Below are 16830 nucleotides of genomic sequence, written 5' to 3'. Positions count from 1 at the left end.
TCATGCATTTTTAATGATCTGTTTGAACCTCAACATCCCCCTAACCAAGGGTCAGATATTGATCCGCGAGAATTAATGGGCACCCGCCCATAAGAAAAAGGCCCCTTGCGAGGGGCCTTTCTTCATGCATTTTTAATGATCTGTTTGAACCTCAACATCGCCCTGGTCTGGAATATAAGAACCAGAGCATACCCTGCCCAAATAAAGGGAAGCACTTTGCCAGGGGCACTATCCCATGTGAAATAGGTAAATATTAATAGGCTTGGAATTATTACTAAGTTCACCATCAGAAATACGTATATGTTCTGTTTGGCTCTCCACCTAGCGGCACGTACAACATCTTCTTCTTCTGCACCGATCAAGTGTTGAAGCTCATTGACTACGAAAGAACCCTTGGGTTTCCGGGCGGCACTTTGGCGGGCTGCGATCGCACGTTGGCGGCGAGCTTTGCGATTATTGTTAGCCATTTCGATCTCCCAGCGATCGACGCAATTACCTTACTATTGTGTAATAATACTATACGACGATTTCAATGTACAGCATGAAGCGGCTATTTTCTCATCTTTTCTGCTGGGTCAAAGTATGAGCGCTTATGACATAAGTGGGTAACAAGGTCGATATGGGCATGAATTATCGTCTTGGCAAGCCAAAGAATATATCCCCCAGCGAATTTCAATACCTCGACGGTTCCCTTGGATATAATGTCCATGAGCGGCCTAAAGACTTCTTTTACTCCCGGAAGAATTCCTAAGAGCAACATAGCGAAAATGGCGATTGTCGCCCAAAATAACACTGTAATCATAACTACCCCCTAAACAGTTGCTGTAAGAAACTCGTTTAGCCGTTCCTCGAAGTTAAGCGCCTGTTTGTCGGCAGGCATCTTCATCTTGCGTTTTATTACCTTAAATGAAGGAATGTGTTTGGGGTAGTTGATCATTGGCGTTCTCAAATGATACATGCGAGCGCCCATCATCATGACCGCTTGCCCCATATCCATGGCTCTCAATTGATCCGGTGTTACCCTGAACTCCTCAACTTCGCGCCAGCTTTCACCCATGCCGCCGCCATCGGACATGCTGGATTGTGGGGTGGTTCTCAAATACTGCGCACTCTCTCCCTGGTTAGCCGAGACTGAGACAGTACGTTGAAAACGCTTGGTTTTACCTAGTATTTCTGCGGCCTCTTCAGGGCTGTCTTTCGCACCGAACTTGAAGAATATTTTGTTCCATGTGTTCTGTATCACGATGTCTGCAAAGTCTGGCGAGACTCGATTAAGCTGGCTGAAGGACTGGAAGGCTGGAATCAGTGCGATATTGGCCGATCGCGCCTGCTCGAAGAGACGCCCTACCCCTTCCATTACGTAAGCACCCATTTCATCCAGAAGTGCGATGAAATGCTCTGGCCTTTCGCCCTTGGGTAAATCCTGAATGTAGGCAACAGCAGAGCGAATGTCCGAGACGATCATTTTCCCTAGGTTGAGGGCTGCGGTGTCCTTTCCCATCGTCGGAAGCGAGACATAAAGCATGTGGCCCTTACGAATAATCTCGGTAAGCACGATTTCCGGGGCATAAACGTTGAAGACCTTTCCAAACTTACCCTGGGCGAACAGTGCAATCCGGCCTGCCATCCCGCCCAGCGTTTGCTTCATGCGGTTGAGGTCGATTTTTGTCCCTTCCTTGGTACGGGTACGGAACTGATCGAGGAAGATCGATAGCGCCCTCTTCTCAGGCCCTTGAGGAGTCATTCTCTCCAAGTTTTCAAGGGCTCTATCGGACTGCAATAGAATTGATAGATCTCCGAAGTGATATAACTGACCGGAGGCTTGCAGAGCGGCAATGATGACAGTGAGTGCATGATTGGCGGATTGCCTGTAGTGATCGGCGCCTGGATTGTTCTCCGCAGAAGGAATGAGGTTCATCAGCCGCGATGCCACTTCATCAGGATCGCCGTGGAGAACAGGGTTATAGGTATTGGCGTTATCGGGGTCTGACACGTCGATAATGTAGAGTTCATCTTCGCGGCCTGTCACCTTGGCCATGTACGCTAGGTGATCCCGAGTGTCCCGATCGATCTTGGCGTCAATGAATAGCCATCCGCGCCCACGCGCAGTTTGCTGCCAGAGGATATATTCACCAAGAGTAGTCTTACCCACACCAGACTGACCCACGATCGCAGTGTGTCGCTGCCCGAGGATGTCGGGCATGTTGATTCGAGTATTTTTGTCGGTGGTCAGGCCGATATGTAAGGAAGGCCCCTTATCATCTACTGGCTCGTCTGAAGGCAGCACGAAGCCCTCTCGGGAATCCTCGTCGTACTGGCGCAGCTTGGCCATAGCCTGGCTCCATGTGAGCTGCGCCATGCCCAGCGAACCCAGGACGCCAGCAGGCCATGCTGGGAAGGTGCCGACAGCCCAAGGTGTAGCGGCCGCAACGCCGGCTGCAATGGCGGTAAGTGCCAGCGCATCCATTCTGCCGGCTATCATGGGCAATCCTCCAGCGTCACGCTATCAGCACGGAACATCCCGGCTGCCCATGCAGAGGGGGCGATGTAGCTACGGCTGTCGGGCAGCGGTGCCTGATGGCAGCGAATCATCAAAGATGAGCTGTCGTCCAGAGGATGAAGGCTTATGAGGTGTCCTGGGTAGGACGCGAAGACTAGAACTCCGATATAGCCATGGGGCAAATCTTCTGGTGGATTGCCTCCAAGGTTCAGCGACCAGGCATTGAGCCAATCTAGCTGGCTGGTCACCATAAGCGACTTGCTAAGTAGCGCGCCAGCATCATGACCGCCATAAAGCTGATGCGCGGGTTCATTGGCGCCTTCCTGAGCATTGGCAAACAAAGGCATGGTTGTTGCCACCATGATCAGCGCAGCCTTGAAAAGAGTTTGCATTATTTGTTGTTCCTATCAAAGAAGCCACTGGGCAAACGATCCCTGCCACCAGCCCCACTAACGCTCGGCAGCATGTTGTTGGGTAGCGATCTTCCTCCTGGAACAAGCGAGTCAATAAAGGAATGCCACATGCTATATTGAAATTGCTCGGTATATGCATTGCCTGAAGTAGTCACGAACGTAATCCTGCCGGTATAGACAATACTTCCATGAGGTGTAATGGCACCCTCCTTATTGCGGTGGCCATACGTATGGTAGGCGGGTGTGCCAGGGGTCACTGTGGTCGGACTTGAGCCGTCACCCCAGTCGACAACTGCTTTTTCAACTCTTCTAACGTTCTGCCCACCGTTCTCAAAGGACGTATAAGTGAGCGATACATCTAGCTGGGTTTCTAGGCCTACATACCCATTATTGGGCGTGAACATGAAAGGCCTCTGCCCCGCGTTCTGCACAACTTCCTCTGAACCGGCTGCACCCGATGCCAGCGCTTCAGCTTGGGCAGTGATTCGGTCTACTGGGCTCCCGAAGGAGCCAGTAGATGCCAATACCATCACCACACAAGTAGCTTGAATTAAAGCTATCTTGCCCATGTCTGGTTGAACTCCGATTGTGCTTTTTCCGACAACGTTTCCACGTACTCCGAGAAATCCATATCGCCGAGATCAAGTGCAAGGAACTCGTCAATAGTGAACCCGGTGCAGTCTGGCTTGTACTGACGATCGTAAGTTGTGGAGGCCTTTGTCACACAGCTACCCAAAACCTTTAGCATGCACGGCTCGTATTTCTTTTCTGAGTAGGTGTACCAAGGCTTAGCTGTAAGATTGACTTCAATTGAAGCTCTAAACTCACATTCCTCAACGGAACATCCACCAGTGAGAGTCACTGGTGGACTGTTGCTGACATAGTTATTCAAATTAGTAATGTCATTCTGGATGTTGACTTCATTCCACGCCGCATTGTCATAGCATTCATATGATGAACCGATACACATGCGCAGCCCTCTGGAAGGGGATTCTGAACCTAGAGGGTTTGTATATGCCTCGAAGTGAACATTGTTATGCGCCCAAGAAAACTCGCCCCAGCCATCATTAGGAAAATTGATTGGCCACTTCATATCTAAGGGAATGCGCATCTGACCACCAGCGCCAGCTTTCCAAGCGTGAACTTTGTATTCACAGCTGCCATCTTCAAAACACCCACCTTCTACAACCGAATATCGGTTGATCGCACGGGTGTGATGATCCTCTGCTGCTAAGCGATGGGTTTCCCAGCCTGGGCTAAAGCCATAAACAGGGTGATCAGGCGGTGCCCCGCATGACGATTCAGAGCAGACCGCTGCATAAATGTCTGGGCTTGAAGGGCAGTCGTATCTAGATAACATCGAATTGGTAAAGCCTTCATCGGTAGAGCATTCCTCTTTCCACTGCCAGAACCGCACTCGATTGCCGTTGGCATTTAGCTCGTTCGACCATCCTCCGGCAGAATTGTAAAAAGGAAACTCAATGCGCTTGGTAACAGCTCCACCTGCGTTTTGCGAAGCCAACTCGGCAAGCTGTTCTCGACCCTGTTCTTGAATAATTCTGGCAAGCATCGAGTCAAACTCGCACCAGCGTTGGTATCTATCCACCTGAGTTTGGGTGTTCGCAATCGACCATGGCCTTGTCCAATGTGCGCATATTTGCTTCGCGTAGGACATGTCACCTTTCGCAGGCGCGTTGTAAATATAATTTGCGAACGTGCATAGCGTATTATTGGTGGGAACAAAGCCGGGTGTAACTTGGACGGCTCGTTTCGCCATGCGAGCAGCAGCAAGCTCTACATCTTCGAGGTCGCAGTAGTCAGCACCGATTCCTGTTGCCATAGAGATAAATGAGCTGGTCAAAACGACATCTTCTGGGTCTTCCTGACAGCATTGCATGTGCTCAATAGCATTTAGAATGTCTGCCGAAGCAGTGCCAGCCAAGACAGCTCCAAGCGGTCCGCCAAAATACGTTGCCAAAACCGTTGATACGGTTGCGTTAAATTCCATCATGCGACGGAAATCGCTTGTAATCGCTTTGCACTCGCGCTCCATGCCAGAAAAGATCCGCATGTTTTCATCTAGCCCACCCTCGGCAGCGATCATGTCCATGACACCTGCCGCTGCAATAGCGTCTGAGAAGGCGCCTTCATCATCGCTAACTTCAGGCATAATTTCGTAGGAGCTAGGATCGCATTTCCCATCTTCCCGACATGTATATGTCTGTTCCTGCCGAACGCATAAACCGTCTTGCTTTATGGTGCAGTCGTAGCTCGTTATGTTGCAGTTCGGGTCGTTATTGCAACGTGGTGTCTCGCCGATGTAACAGCGCTTAGTTACTTTTTGGCCAACAATATTACCAGAAGCATCTTTTATATCTGTCCTGCTTATATCTGGGCCACAGCCATAAGAAGTGTCGGCACTACATGTGGACTCGCTCTTTTGCCATTCTTCGATCCAACTGTCAGGAAGAATGCGTGAATATTGCGAATAGGTCGCTGGATATGTTTCTCCAAACGTGTTTACCAACTCCCAGTCATCATCGTTCTGTAGTGCTTCGAGATTGCAAGTGTGGCTATATGGATCGCCGTAACATCTATAAGTAACGGCATATTCCCAGCACTCTCGTCTGACTGTTTTACCCATTATCGTTCTGGGGGCAGAATCAATACATGTCTCTCCGACCTTGTAGCACTCTTGGTAGTCGCTTAAAGCCCCAAAGGTAACCTGGGGTATTATTAGGTAGATTAATAAAGCTACTAAATGAATATATTTCATAGTTTATAACTCAGGCCGTCTGCTTTCTAAACCAGTACATTCATCGATCACTCTATCTGTGAATTCGATTCTCATTGGTATAGGGAAGCTATTTGAACCTGCATAGCTTATGTTCTTGCAAGGGTTTTCAAAGTAAGCTGTGACATTGCAGGTAGTGCCATTACAGTTCTGCTCGTAAGCTACTCGAAAACATTTACTACCGCTAAAGTCCTCTATAACAGTTGTTTTAGGTACAGTAGTGTTTAATCCGCCACTGACAACATTTGAGTGAGGGCCTGTATGACGTGAACCATCTGACTTCTTTACCGTGTCATAGACAACTCGGTAGCCTTGGTCTTGGCAGTAAAAGTTATATCTGAGGTAATCGACGCAGCTAGGGCAGGGGTCGCTCGTTATAGTTAAAAGGTGATCGCCATTATTACATGTCGGTATTTTTATTCCCGTCACCTCAAGTTTTCTAGCGCAGCTAAACTCTGCGGAGTCTCTTCTTACCTCACACTCCCGAGATTCAGGCTCACAAGTAACGAGTCTTGTTGGTATATCGACCACGCAGGAATCGGTTGTGATTTTATCCGGCTTGCATTCTCCCCCCACATTGATGTCAAGAAAATCAATTGTTCTTGGGTCGTTGGGGTCACATGAAACTGGAATATCACCTTCACTGAACAGTTGATTTATTTGATTGCCGAGACACTTTGAACGATCATCAGCAAAATTGCTGCCACGTTCAAAAGTAGGGTTATCCCGAACATCACTAATGGTATTAGACGGGTGATTCGGGTCTTGATTGACTCTATCATTCCCTTTCTGACGCATGTCATTGCCCCCCCATGCATCCCCGTGAAGTTGGTGCATAGTCATGGTGCAAGACGATGAAGAACATTCAGCCTCGACTCGATATGCTCCGTAAAGGTTGCCTCTGCTGAAGGCGGCTTCTCCCCCGGACGGTATTTCTCTTGTGACCGTATAGCGGTTCTCGCTACACCGTATTCCCTGAGTTAGTGCGTCACATACGGAAACACTGATCCGCTCAAGCTCACCATTGTCGCTTTGTTCACACTCTTCGATAAAAACTCGAATGCCGCCTGCAGTGAGGCGAGCCCCGTCGCGGCATCTAAAGTTTCGCTGCTGTTTCTGTTTAACTTGAAGCCCCACCTCCCCTCCAAGCTCACCAGAGGTTTTCGTATCCTCAAGACCCAGGCTCGATGTAGCTGATCGGAAGGCGTTGTTTGGGTTGAAATCCCTGGCCCAGGCTCCCCCAGCATTCATTCCAGCTTGGTTAGGGGTGGCCATCGCCACGTCGCTCAAGGGCACGAGGGCCGCAAAAGCGGCCCCCATGGCAAACAGTTTTAAGCAAGAGCCCTTCGGCATGTCACTCCTCCCAGAGATGATCAATATTCTGTCCCGCGGGACCAACGGCCGGCCCCATTGGCGTGTCGTAAACTTCGCGATCAGTGCCTTGATAGCGCTCACGGAGTCGTTGTGCGTTGCGCTCAGCTAGCTCGTCGCTCATCGACTCCCACTGTGCTGACGCAACGCCTCCCTGCTCAGGAGCGCTTTCGGCGCCCTCGCCCTTGAGCGCATTGATGTAGACCTCGGCATTGCCGGCACCGCCTTTGTTGAATTGCTCTAAGGCATATAGGGCAGTTACTGACCCTTCAGCCTTCCAGTAATTGTCTGGGTTGCCCTTAGGGCATCCCTGGTACTCGAGCTGCTGACCATCGATTTCGCCTATTTGGCGCTTGGCGGTCTGACACACGCCCATGGGATCTTCCTTGGCAAGGACAATCGTGGGCACGGTCTCGATCTCGTAGGTATCGAACAGTCGCGGGTCGATCTGGATCGGTGCTGTCATGCCTCCCGGACGTAGCACCTTCAGCAAGCGCTCCATGGTGAAGTCACGGAGCGTCATACCCGGCTCCACTCCGCGCAGAACCAGCTCGCCTCCTGCTCTGGCTGCATCAAGTGCATAGCCACGAATCAAGCTTTCGGGCATTGAAAATGAGATGAAGAAATACAGTCGATCCTGTTCACCTAGGTCTAACGAATCCCTCAGTGCTTGCCATTCAGCGGCCATTTCAGGGTCTGCGATCCCCCCGGTCTGACCTTGGGCCCGGACGTTTCCTAGCATCTCAGAGCCGGCTGCTTGGCCAGATGTTGATCCGCTTGTGTCCGCCCCCATCGCCTCCAGGATTGCCTCAGGGCTCTTCTGGCCATCGAATAGGTCAGTAAGCGCCTGTGACCCTTGAAGAGCAGAGAAAGCGTCTTGGGCGGCTTCTACGGTTGTTTGTTGGCTTAACGCAGATGTGCTGAATAGCGTCAAAGTAATAGCGGTCAGAGTGCGCAGCATTGCTTACCTACCCAGATCAAGAATGCGGAATCAGTACGAACAGCGGTGTTGGCGGGAGGCAGCATCCCCCAGCGGAACTCGGACATTCCAAGAACAGCAGTTTGGTTGCTGGCAACAGGGGCCACCGGGTCAATACGGTATTGGCTGCGAATCATGTTCGGCAGGTAAACGGATTGGCATTCAGCCCAAGGGCCGGTCGTTGATAACAGGCCCGCCATGCGTGTCTTACGCTGCATGTACTTGCCAAGGATGTGGAGATTCCCACCTTGGGGGGAGCTGTGAGTGGTGCTTGAACCAGTGAGGGGATACACGACGCCCTGAGAACCCTGACACCAGAACATCATGTCTAGGGGGCGACCCGCTGCAGAAGCTACGGCGTCAGGGATGCACGAGAGAGCACCAACTGGATTGGCGAAGAGAGCTGACTCTGGAAATGCAATGGATGTCCAAGTGTCATCCTGCCAAGTGGCGTCGACCTCAGTGAGGTCTGCAAGGTTAAACCCGGAGGTATTCATGCACCCCAGCGAACTCATCATGTTGAGTACACTGAACAGAGGGTAGATATACCAGTGGATTTGCATCCTGGTAACGCTGCTATCTCCACGTCCCGAGCCATACGTTTGGTTAGAAGTCAGGGAGTCGTATCCGGTTAGTACCTGCGTGCCACCGAGAGTCGACATACAGCCAGGTGTTCGCGCCACTTCAGCGAGGAACGTTGGTTCCCAGAACGTCATGCCGATACCTGGCATGTCGATGCCATAGGGCCCAGGACACAAACAGATTGGGTCCATGTGCATAAGGGAAGGATTAGACCCACCCCCCATGGAAATTCCAGCTACCGTTACCGGAAACATGTTGTTCCAGTTCGGGTCGTTGATGGGATTGAAAATCTCTCCCCGACATGCGGCAGAGCCCGATAACGGGGATGCACTATAGGCGCTCCCCGTTGTGAGAGCTGCAACAGTCAGAACAGAGAGTAGTAACCTCTTCATGGCAGGTGTTCCTCGAGGGTGGTGACATCGTAGGGATAGGCGAAATGGGTCACTTCGATTACGTCAGGATGACTGTCCCGAACGCCAGCTAAAGAGGGGGTATGCGTAATGCCCAGCCGATCGAAATGCCATTCCTCTGCGAAGTACACGGCTTGGCCAAGATCAGACGCCAAACTGCCTGGATCTCCTGCTGTGACGATTACTGTTAGGTTGGCTGGGTGGCGGGCCTTTAACGTCATGGCCAGTTCACGCTGATCATCGGCTCGAAGATCAACAACGAGGAGCCAGTTCTCTGGCTGTATGTGCTTGAGGGGGTTGACCTTGGTGCCGGCCTCATAGATGACTCCCCACTGGTATGTACCATCGGGTTGCCGCTTCAAGGCTTCGATGTCTTCACCTAGCGTATAGGACGGATCTACGAAGTGAGTTTCGGTATGCTCGGCTATCGGGACGAACCAATCGGGGATGTCTCTCGTATGATTTTGAGCTTGCCCTGCTAGGTGCTCATTAACGGAGTCCCAGTCGACACCATGCGCCTCTGCCACGATCGCCAGCCGCATGTCGGGCTCTACGATTTCCCAAGTCGGGCCAAGTACACCTAGGTCCTGATCAGAGGCAAGTGCGGTAGTGGATAAAGCAGCTCCTAAGAGTGCTACCGATAACGCGGCAATTTTACTATACTGTACTACGGTTTCCATGTTTAAGGCGTTCCAATCTGCGGTATACGCTGCGCTCGGTCATGTTCGCTGCGGCTGCGATCTCAGCGGGCGAAAGGCCTTCGCAGTGAAGGGCCAACAAGTTTTCATGAGACAGCTCAGTTCGAGCTGAGCGTTTGGGTAGGTCGATGAGGTGCGCTGAAGCCATCGAAGTGGTCTCAACGAAAGCCTCAGGGTCAATGTCGATTTCGTCGTTGAACTCTTCAGTGAAACCAGGGATCTGTTCAGCCATCAGATCAAACTGCTCAGCCCTGGGTTCGCTATCAGCCTGACCGGCTTTATGAACGGTCACTGGTAGGATGGTATGGCGGCGCCATGTGCTGACCGCGAGGAAAGCCGCCTCACCAGCATATTTCATGATCGCATCATGGGAATACGAAGGGTCATATTCCTTAGAAAACCAGGCAACGTATATTTCCTGCTTCATGTCCTCCTGCCATTGCCTGGGGATATGCAAACGGGCTGCCGTCCAACCAACAAGTCGCTGCATTTCAGAAGGCGGGTGACTTGCCAAATATTCATAGAGGTTAGTCATGCGTGACGCACTCCTGAACGACCTGATCAACACGCTCGAGAGGCATGGCTGCGAAATCAAGATCAGCATTCCGACAACCCGTGGGCGTGCTGAACGCAGCAAGACCGACAGTGACTTGGCTCGACATATTGCTACTCTGCGAGACGATTACGGCATGACTCTGGCCAAGATCGCAGAGCACCTGACGGGGAAACTTGGATGCTCGATTTCCGTGGCATCCATTCATACCTGGACAGGGGGAGCGGTCCCTCGAAAGGTCGGATATGACAAAGTGCTCAATGCTCTTAATGAAATCATGTCCGAGCACGTCGCTATCGAAGGCGGTGCTTGGGTCGATTCCAAAGAGATCAAAGCTACTGTGGAGCGCTGGATGGAAGTAATGACCCCACGCCAGATAGCCGTGGCTGCTGACGAGGCTGTTACCTCTGTGCGCAGTTGGGCTACAGGCAATCACCGTGTTCTGCGTACCAAGTGGAGACGTGTTGTTCCCCAGGTAGAACAGATGTGTGAGATCATCCAAGCGCAGCATATCGAGACCTAGTACCCTTATGCCTGGTGCTGCTCACGCTGATGGCTTTGTGCCTCAGCGTGAGATTCGGTTTCAGCTTCACCAGCTGAGGGGCTAGTTCCTGTGCCTCGTTCCTGTTGTTTTGCTTCCAGTTTTTTCTTTCGTTCCTCCTCTCTCAAGAACCGCTTGAATTCACGGTCTCTATCCATGACATTCGTGAGCATTAGGTCCACGAGATCGTTATTTGCAACTTTCTCGCCGAATGTCTGCTGATAAAGTTCTTTGTACAGTTCAAGGCGGCCAAGCGTTGACTCCGGCAACTGCAGCGGAAAGTGTTTTTTGGGATCGTGTTCAATACGGCCGATGAGCATTGCTTACTCCTGGGTTAAGATGTAGCGATGCAATCTTGCCGCTGAGCGTGCGGCGCTGGATAGGCAATAAGTATTAGAATTTGTTATCCGGTATAGTTCTATTTGACTAGATGACATACTGACGTCATATGGGGAGAAAAACTTGGATCAGGGAAAAAATGATAAAGACCTACAGAAGGTCATCGACGCAGGAATCCGTAAAGGGGGTTCAGGCCCTAAGGATGGCCAGAGGGGAAAGCCCAAAGGGCCAAGAACTGACTACCTGCAAATAGAGCCGGAAACGCCTGGCTATAAGTTGGTTCAGGTTATCTTCGAGAAAGCTGTTGGCGAAGGGCTGGCTTCCACAGACCTAGCCGACCACCTTGGCATTGCGCCGAGCACTCTAAGCCACTTGAAAACTGGACGTAGGCTTGCCAGTAGCCTGGGCCGGGATGTGATTGAAAAGTTTGCAGAGTTTCTGAACTATCCGGTGCTTGCGGTTTTGATCCTGGCCGAGCAGGTACATCTGTCTGACTTTTACTCGCCCCGAAATGATCTGGATCGCGCCATTGATCGGGCACTCCAGTTTATGGCTGACGATCCAGAGTGGGGAGGGATGATGCCCAAGGACCTTGAAGGCGCCTCAACGCATATGAAGTTATGGAGTGTGTGGATGTATGAACGCGCTACAAAGACCCGCCTTATTACGGGTGGGGTAGATTACCTGGACCTGCTCAAGAGCATGGATGAATTCAGGGGGGAATATCCCAGTCAGGAATAGGGTCTTCCCTTTCCAAGAAAATGATGCAGTTGCCGTGGCAGTGGTGAGCGTAGCTTTGAAACCGCGGTGACTAGGCATGCCTTAGGCCAGGGACAGGGAACATCCCCCGAACTACCCTGATTTGATTATAAGTCCGTGAATCGTTCGAGTTATACGGCGCGGTCGCTCCGGCTATCTTCGCCCATCTCAATAAAAGATAGTTTACGAGCATCTCTGGAATTGCATATAAACGACTAATTTTAGGCGGTATTCTGTGTTAGCGCGTATCTATTTTAGAAGGTTTTTCTACAACTTTTTGAATGGTTTTATGTGCGGCCTGGTGTGCTTTCTTGTTGTGTTCACCGTTGCAGTTATTCGTTGAGTCAACGAGAGCACATGAGCCGCTACGCGGCTGAATAAGAGCCAGGCCACGACACGCCTAGATTTGCTATAGTTAAAGCCGGAAAAACGCCCCAAGTCACTTCGTTTTGTTAGAGCAAGCAGGACTGCTGTGGGAGAGCAAGCGATCTTTCTTCTGCTGTCCACGAAAAGCACATGGGCCGCTTCGCGACCTATCACGAGGCAAGCCTCGAAACGCCTAATATTTGCGATTTCTAATTCCTTAAACCGCCCCGATTCAACTTCGTTCTAGCCCGCTATTGTCTCCTCATGCTCACGCATCGAAGGCGCCAGCATAGAGCGCGGTGGCATGGCCTTCCCATACCCCGACAAGGACGTTTTCACCGTTGCTGCTCACGCATCGAAGGCGCCAGCATAGAGCGCGGTGGCATGGCCTTCCCATACCCCGACAAGGACGTTTTCACCGTTGCTGCTCACGCATCGAAGGCGCCAGCATAGAGCGCGGTGGCGTGGCCTTCCCACACCCCGACAAGGACGTTTTCACCGTTGCTGCTCACGCATCGAAGGCGCCAGCATAGAGCGCGGTGGCGTGGCCTCCCCACACCCCGACAAGGACGTTTTCACCGTTGTTGCTCACGCACCGAAGGCGCCAGCTTGGTCAGCAATGGTGCGCTTGGGATACTCATATATAAGGGAATACATATTGTATTAGGAGGTGCTTTCATGGAGGTTGATTCCTGTATGGGGTATTACCTCTCCCCCACCCTCTCATACCTACCAGCACGGTCATTTAGTAACTGTCATCCTCCCCCCGTACAAGGATACCCAAAGGGTGGTTGCCCAGCCTCTGGGTATAGCTCTCCGTTGGAAGGGGTAACGCGCATAGCGAGTACACATATAATGGGTGAGATGCATCATGGTGCGTTCACCATTACGGTGAACACCTAAGCCCGCGTGAGGCCAGTTCAGCGTCTCAAAAACGGCTTGTAGAGTGACACTCCCAGCCATAGAGGAATCAGTTGGTGCGCAAAAAAAAGAGCGTCTAGCTGTCCTCTTTGCCGCCATGTTGGCCTAGCTCTGGTCGATAGTGACGTGCAGTACCAATGGCCTTATTGATGCGCTTCAAATGGTCGATGAAGCGTGCCCTACGTTCGATCAGCACGAGAGCTTCTGCTATCAGTTCCCGTGCCTCTTGAGGTACAGATTTCGCTCTTGCTGCTACCCCTGGTCGCTGTATTCTCACAGCATGCCAGGTTGATGGAGAATGCCGGCTATGCTGTTGTCGGTTGACCCATTTACGCCATACCGGGTGAGGGCAACCGAGGCATCCATAACCACACCGACTAACATCTAAAAGTACCGCACCATGGGTGCGTGGTTGGGCTTCTCTGATGCGTTCAACGATGTCCAGTAGCTGCCTTGTGTACTCCCCCATAATTGCATCTATATCTGCCGTCAGTGCGCCGACCATTAGCTCGGCCTCGTGAGCTAGTACCTCTCTATCAACTGTACGGCGTGAGCGACGTTGATTAGTGCCTTCAACCAGTAGTTCATCGTCGTCTTGGTGGGCTTCATGCATAACGGTTCCTATCGTCTCCTATCAATCTTAAAGGATATTTTCTGTGTGCTTTAAAGGTGGTGAGCGGGTACGTCTGGCAGGTGTTAAATTGAACGCCTTCCTTGGCGAGGGATTGTCTTGTTCGGTAGCTTTTGATGTGATCGTACTTGTGCCCTTGCCCCGCCCAAGGGGTGCCCGGCCTACCTCTCGGCGCGGCTAGCGTGGGTGCTCGTTGAGGAACACGCGGCACTCTTGTATTGAGGTGCGGGCAGCCTCGGGTAGCGTTACTTTGTAGCGCTTCGCTGCAGACTCAGCAGCAGCTATCATTCTCGCGGTCGGTGCCTGGATCTGCATGTACTTGTCGATGAATGTTTTACACTCCCTGAAGGAGGTCAGCTCTCCATTCAATGTCACCTCATTCTCATCCGCTAAGCGCATCGCCAAGGCCTTCATCTTGTCAGTTGGTGGCGGTGTTTGCTGCATTACTTCGTCCAGAAATGAGCGACACAGCTCGAAGCTCTTTTCGATGCCTTCTGGTAGCGTGAGACTGCGAGCTGCAGCTAGCTTTCGTGCAGCAGAAACCATGTTCTCTGTGGGGCCATTGGCCGTTGCCAAAACAGCCTCGGGTGCATTGTCCATGATGTCGATTGCCTCTTTGATACGGGTGGTGATGAAGTCGCGTTGAGCGGTTATAAAATTGTCACGGGCATGCTTTGCCGCTGTGTCGTTGGGTGCGTTCTGGATCGCATCGAGCTGGCGCTCCCAGGCGGCTGTCACACGCACATCGGAGAGTTCGGAGGGGGTGTTATCGATGAATGCGCGGCCTCGCGGGGTGGAGACAATAAGCAGCTGTTTGCCCTTACGCTTGGTGGTTATGTATTCACGATCAAACAATGTCTGCAAAACGGTATCCCGAGTGGCTGGAGTGCCTATCCCTTCAGCTTTTCGGAGTGCTTCTGCATCTTCACCATCGACGTGCCGGCCTGCATTGAGCATTGCGCTCAGTAAGTCGTGCAGCGTGAAGTGTTTGGGCGGCTCTGTGCGTGCCTCATGAAGCCTTACTGCCTCGACGGGAGTGTTAGCGCCGGTCACCAGTGGCGGCAGGTCTTTCTGCTCTTTGTGGGCCTCGAAAGCAGTCATCCAGCCGGGGTCAATGATGCGTTTGAAGGTGCCTGCAAACAGCGCTGGCTGTCGCTCAATCACGTCCTCAACATCTATGCTGGCGCGGACACTCAGGGACTCGACGGTAGCGGCTGGTAGGAGGGCCTGGATGAATTGTTTTGCGCAGGCCAGGTAAACCTTTTGCTCGGCCTCAGTGCGTTCTGACAGGTTCGGTGTCTTGCGCGTTGGGATGATCCCGTGGTGGTTCATGGGCTTGTCGGTAAAACAGCGTGGACGTGGCGCCTCGGCACCCTCCATGCAATGCCGGCGTCCAGCTTGCCGAGCTGGCGTCATGAGCGTGTCATCAGCCTTTGCTGCGCCTCCCAAAATGGCCAACAGATCGGTCCGGTTATAGAGGCTTGCGGGCAATTCTCCATGCTCTGTTCGGGGGTAGGTCAGGTAACCATCGCTTCGCATTGAATCGGCTGCTTTCAGCGTCTGTGTGGCCGTGAGGCCGTACTTTTTTGACATGTCTCGCTGAAGCGCTGTGAGGCTGTATGGCAGCGGTGGATGTTTGGCTGTTTGCTTTGTCTCGGCCTCCAGAATGGCGGCGTTATCGACGGTTTCTAAGCGCTTGGTGAAGGCCAACATGGCTGCCCTGTCCAGGAACATTGGCTTGCCGTCATCGTGCAGTTGGATGCTGCTGGCGCCAGCTATTGGGGCGGCTGGAGAATAGGTCAGCTCGCCCCCGCCAAGGGTAATCTTTGCCTGGTAGTGATCGACTGGAATAAAGGCTTCGATTGCGCGATCGCGGGTAACAACAAGCCCAAGGGTGGCGGACTGTACGCGGCCGGCCGACACGAGCCCTGCCTTGCCCTTGCCTTTGGCTAAATCGCTACCCATAAGGCCCAGGCGTGCGGTTGCCGTGTATGCACGGACAAGGTACTGCCAGAAGCCATCCGCGTTGGCGCGGGCCTGCTGAGCCCGCCAGAAAGATATGGTTTCTCCGGCGTTCCTGAGGCGCTTGGCCGCGGCCTGAACATCGGCCGCTTCCATAGAGCCGGTCAGCCACATCCGCTTCACCGAACCGCGGTACTTAGCGTATTGCAGGATCTCGTACCCGATGGCTTCGCCTTCGCGGTCTGGATCGGTGGCCAACCATACTTCTGTTGCTTGAGAGAGTTCTTTTTTAAGGTTTCCCAGGTATTTCTTACCGCGGTCGGTAGGCGTCTGAGGAAAGGCGGTAGGTAGGGGCAGAAGACTGCGGGGATCGCGCCAATTGGCCTCTGGGCTCACCTCGGAAGGCTCAACAGGCGCCAGCAAATGCCCAGCGGCCCAAACTAAGGTAAGTGTTATGCCATTCCAGGTGCCGGTGTAGGCGTTGCCGCTGCGCGTAAGACCTAAAGCAGGGGCTATTTTGTCGGCCTGGTCGGAGTGTTTCTCACACAGAATGAGTGCTCTTGATGTCATCCTGAAGGTCGTCCTTCGGTAGAGGAAAGTAAGCGGAATAAGCACCGCTCAGAAGCAACCGACAATACGATGTCTTTCATCTCTAAAGTGTGTTGTATTCTTAAAAAATGTCGTCTAGTATAGTAACACATAGTAAGCAGAAACAGCTTAACAACCCATCGCCGAACGAATTAAGCGGATTGCGTCCGCTATCTCCTCTCTCCCCTGACACGGCTTCGGGGATGCGCATTAGCCGTCTGGTCGTCTCGGTAACGGGGCTACCGGAGAGCCCTCTGAGTTAGCCCTGATCCGGCTTCTCTCTCACTCTCAACTCAGAGGGCTCCCCAGTAGCAGATCCAGAGTTTGAAGTCGGGCGCGGCCCGGGCGTGCTGACAATCCACGCTCCCCAGTAAGAGCCTGTTTCCCTGTACCTCACCCGGCCTCCCCAGCCGGGTTTTTTTT

15 protein-coding genes are annotated in these 16830 nt (G+C 52.3%); 2 read left to right on the top strand and 13 right to left on the bottom strand.

The features are described from left to right. Nucleotides 1–122: 122 nt before the first annotated feature. The 10 genes from ACFFLD_RS13670 to ACFFLD_RS13625 all read right to left on the bottom strand — a co-directional run bounded on the left by ACFFLD_RS13670 (nt 123) and on the right by ACFFLD_RS13625 (nt 10282). Nucleotides 123–467: a hypothetical protein gene (locus tag ACFFLD_RS13670; RefSeq protein ID WP_240720385.1), complete on the bottom strand. Its 345-nt coding sequence runs from the start codon at nt 465–467 to the stop codon at nt 123–125. Between the two features lie 344 nt (nt 468–811). Then, a complete protein-coding gene (locus ACFFLD_RS13665) occupies nt 812–2482 on the bottom strand; it encodes a type IV secretory system conjugative DNA transfer family protein (protein WP_101146467.1) in 1671 nt (556 codons plus the stop codon). Continuing rightward, complete coding sequence (locus tag ACFFLD_RS13660) at nt 2479–2892, bottom strand: hypothetical protein (RefSeq protein WP_240720387.1); 414 nt, start codon at nt 2890–2892, stop codon at nt 2479–2481. Before ACFFLD_RS13660 ends, ACFFLD_RS13665 begins: the two co-directional genes overlap by 4 nt. Next, nucleotides 2892–3482: a hypothetical protein gene (locus tag ACFFLD_RS13655; RefSeq protein WP_240720389.1), complete on the bottom strand. Its 591-nt coding sequence runs from the start codon at nt 3480–3482 to the stop codon at nt 2892–2894. Before ACFFLD_RS13655 ends, ACFFLD_RS13660 begins: the two co-directional genes overlap by 1 nt. After that, nucleotides 3470–5557, bottom strand: coding sequence for a conjugal transfer protein TraN (locus tag ACFFLD_RS13650; protein ID WP_240720391.1), 2088 nt, complete (start codon nt 5555–5557; stop codon nt 3470–3472). Before ACFFLD_RS13650 ends, ACFFLD_RS13655 begins: the two co-directional genes overlap by 13 nt. Nucleotides 5558–5692: 135 nt before the next feature. Then, nucleotides 5693–7060, bottom strand: coding sequence for a hypothetical protein (locus tag ACFFLD_RS13645; RefSeq protein ID WP_240720392.1), 1368 nt, complete (start codon nt 7058–7060; stop codon nt 5693–5695). Nucleotide 7061: 1 nt separating this feature from the next. Then, nucleotides 7062–8039, bottom strand: a complete 978-nt coding sequence (locus ACFFLD_RS13640; RefSeq protein ID WP_052703831.1) for a type-F conjugative transfer system pilin assembly protein TrbC — start codon at nt 8037–8039, stop codon at nt 7062–7064. Further along, a complete protein-coding gene (locus ACFFLD_RS13635; RefSeq protein WP_232774892.1) occupies nt 8024–8893 on the bottom strand; it encodes a TraU family protein in 870 nt (289 codons plus the stop codon). Before ACFFLD_RS13635 ends, ACFFLD_RS13640 begins: the two co-directional genes overlap by 16 nt. A gap of 134 nt (nt 8894–9027) precedes the next feature. Next, a complete protein-coding gene (locus ACFFLD_RS13630) occupies nt 9028–9729 on the bottom strand; it encodes a hypothetical protein (protein ID WP_035561858.1) in 702 nt (233 codons plus the stop codon). Then, nucleotides 9707–10282, bottom strand: a complete 576-nt coding sequence (locus ACFFLD_RS13625) for a helix-turn-helix domain-containing protein (RefSeq protein ID WP_035561861.1) — start codon at nt 10280–10282, stop codon at nt 9707–9709. The genes ACFFLD_RS13630 and ACFFLD_RS13625 overlap by 23 nt, the downstream gene beginning before the upstream one ends. Between ACFFLD_RS13625 and ACFFLD_RS13620 the strand changes: the two genes are divergently transcribed. Next, nucleotides 10281–10823: a hypothetical protein gene (locus ACFFLD_RS13620; RefSeq protein WP_035561865.1), complete on the top strand. Its 543-nt coding sequence runs from the start codon at nt 10281–10283 to the stop codon at nt 10821–10823. The two genes, ACFFLD_RS13625 and ACFFLD_RS13620, sit on opposite strands and share 2 nt — an antisense overlap. 5 nt (nt 10824–10828) lie before the next feature. Here ACFFLD_RS13620 and ACFFLD_RS13615 read toward each other — a convergent pair whose 3' ends face one another. Beyond that, entirely contained in the window at nt 10829–11161 is a 333-nt protein-coding gene (locus tag ACFFLD_RS13615) for a DUF2274 domain-containing protein (protein WP_035561868.1), read from the bottom strand. A 142-nt stretch (nt 11162–11303) separates the two neighbouring features. Here ACFFLD_RS13615 and ACFFLD_RS13610 point away from each other — a divergent pair, with 142 nt between their 5' ends. Continuing rightward, nucleotides 11304–11921, top strand: coding sequence for a helix-turn-helix domain-containing protein (locus ACFFLD_RS13610; RefSeq protein ID WP_035561871.1), 618 nt, complete (start codon nt 11304–11306; stop codon nt 11919–11921). A gap of 1381 nt (nt 11922–13302) precedes the next feature. Here the strand turns inward: ACFFLD_RS13610 and ACFFLD_RS13605 are convergent. Continuing rightward, nucleotides 13303–13839: a hypothetical protein gene (locus ACFFLD_RS13605; protein ID WP_386036743.1), complete on the bottom strand. Its 537-nt coding sequence runs from the start codon at nt 13837–13839 to the stop codon at nt 13303–13305. A 195-nt stretch (nt 13840–14034) separates the two neighbouring features. After that, complete coding sequence (locus ACFFLD_RS13600; RefSeq protein WP_240720394.1) at nt 14035–16389, bottom strand: DNA topoisomerase; 2355 nt, start codon at nt 16387–16389, stop codon at nt 14035–14037. Nucleotides 16390–16830: the final 441 nt, after the last annotated feature.

It is taken from the genome of Vreelandella sulfidaeris (genome assembly GCF_042429665.1).
In the GTDB taxonomy this organism is placed as follows: Bacteria; Pseudomonadota; Gammaproteobacteria; order Pseudomonadales; family Halomonadaceae; genus Vreelandella.
Note: the sequence above shows the minus strand (reverse complement) of the source record. Positions and strands in the feature narration are given on the sequence as shown.

Excerpts from the sequence above, each read along its gene's own strand:
- ACFFLD_RS13670 (WP_240720385.1), bottom strand. The coding sequence starts at position 467 with ATGGCTAACAATAATCGCAAAGCTCGCCGCCAACGTGCGATCGCAGCC.
- ACFFLD_RS13665 (WP_101146467.1), bottom strand. The coding sequence starts at position 2,482 with ATGATAGCCGGCAGAATGGATGCGCTGGCACTTACCGCCATTGCAGCC.
- ACFFLD_RS13660 (WP_240720387.1), bottom strand. The coding sequence starts at position 2,892 with ATGCAAACTCTTTTCAAGGCTGCGCTGATCATGGTGGCAACAACCATG.
- ACFFLD_RS13655 (WP_240720389.1), bottom strand. The coding sequence starts at position 3,482 with ATGGGCAAGATAGCTTTAATTCAAGCTACTTGTGTGGTGATGGTATTG.
- ACFFLD_RS13650 (WP_240720391.1), bottom strand. The coding sequence starts at position 5,557 with ATGGGTAAAACAGTCAGACGAGAGTGCTGGGAATATGCCGTTACTTAT.
- ACFFLD_RS13645 (WP_240720392.1), bottom strand. The coding sequence starts at position 7,060 with ATGCCGAAGGGCTCTTGCTTAAAACTGTTTGCCATGGGGGCCGCTTTT.
- ACFFLD_RS13640 (WP_052703831.1), bottom strand. The coding sequence starts at position 8,039 with ATGCTGCGCACTCTGACCGCTATTACTTTGACGCTATTCAGCACATCT.
- ACFFLD_RS13635 (WP_232774892.1), bottom strand. The coding sequence starts at position 8,893 with ATGTTTCCGGTAACGGTAGCTGGAATTTCCATGGGGGGTGGGTCTAAT.
- ACFFLD_RS13630 (WP_035561858.1), bottom strand. The coding sequence starts at position 9,729 with ATGGAAACCGTAGTACAGTATAGTAAAATTGCCGCGTTATCGGTAGCA.
- ACFFLD_RS13620 (WP_035561865.1), top strand. The coding sequence starts at position 10,281 with ATGCGTGACGCACTCCTGAACGACCTGATCAACACGCTCGAGAGGCAT.
- ACFFLD_RS13625 (WP_035561861.1), bottom strand. The coding sequence starts at position 10,282 with ATGACTAACCTCTATGAATATTTGGCAAGTCACCCGCCTTCTGAAATG.
- ACFFLD_RS13615 (WP_035561868.1), bottom strand. The coding sequence starts at position 11,161 with ATGCTCATCGGCCGTATTGAACACGATCCCAAAAAACACTTTCCGCTG.
- ACFFLD_RS13605 (WP_386036743.1), bottom strand. The coding sequence starts at position 13,839 with ATGCATGAAGCCCACCAAGACGACGATGAACTACTGGTTGAAGGCACT.
- ACFFLD_RS13600 (WP_240720394.1), bottom strand. The coding sequence starts at position 16,389 with ATGACATCAAGAGCACTCATTCTGTGTGAGAAACACTCCGACCAGGCC.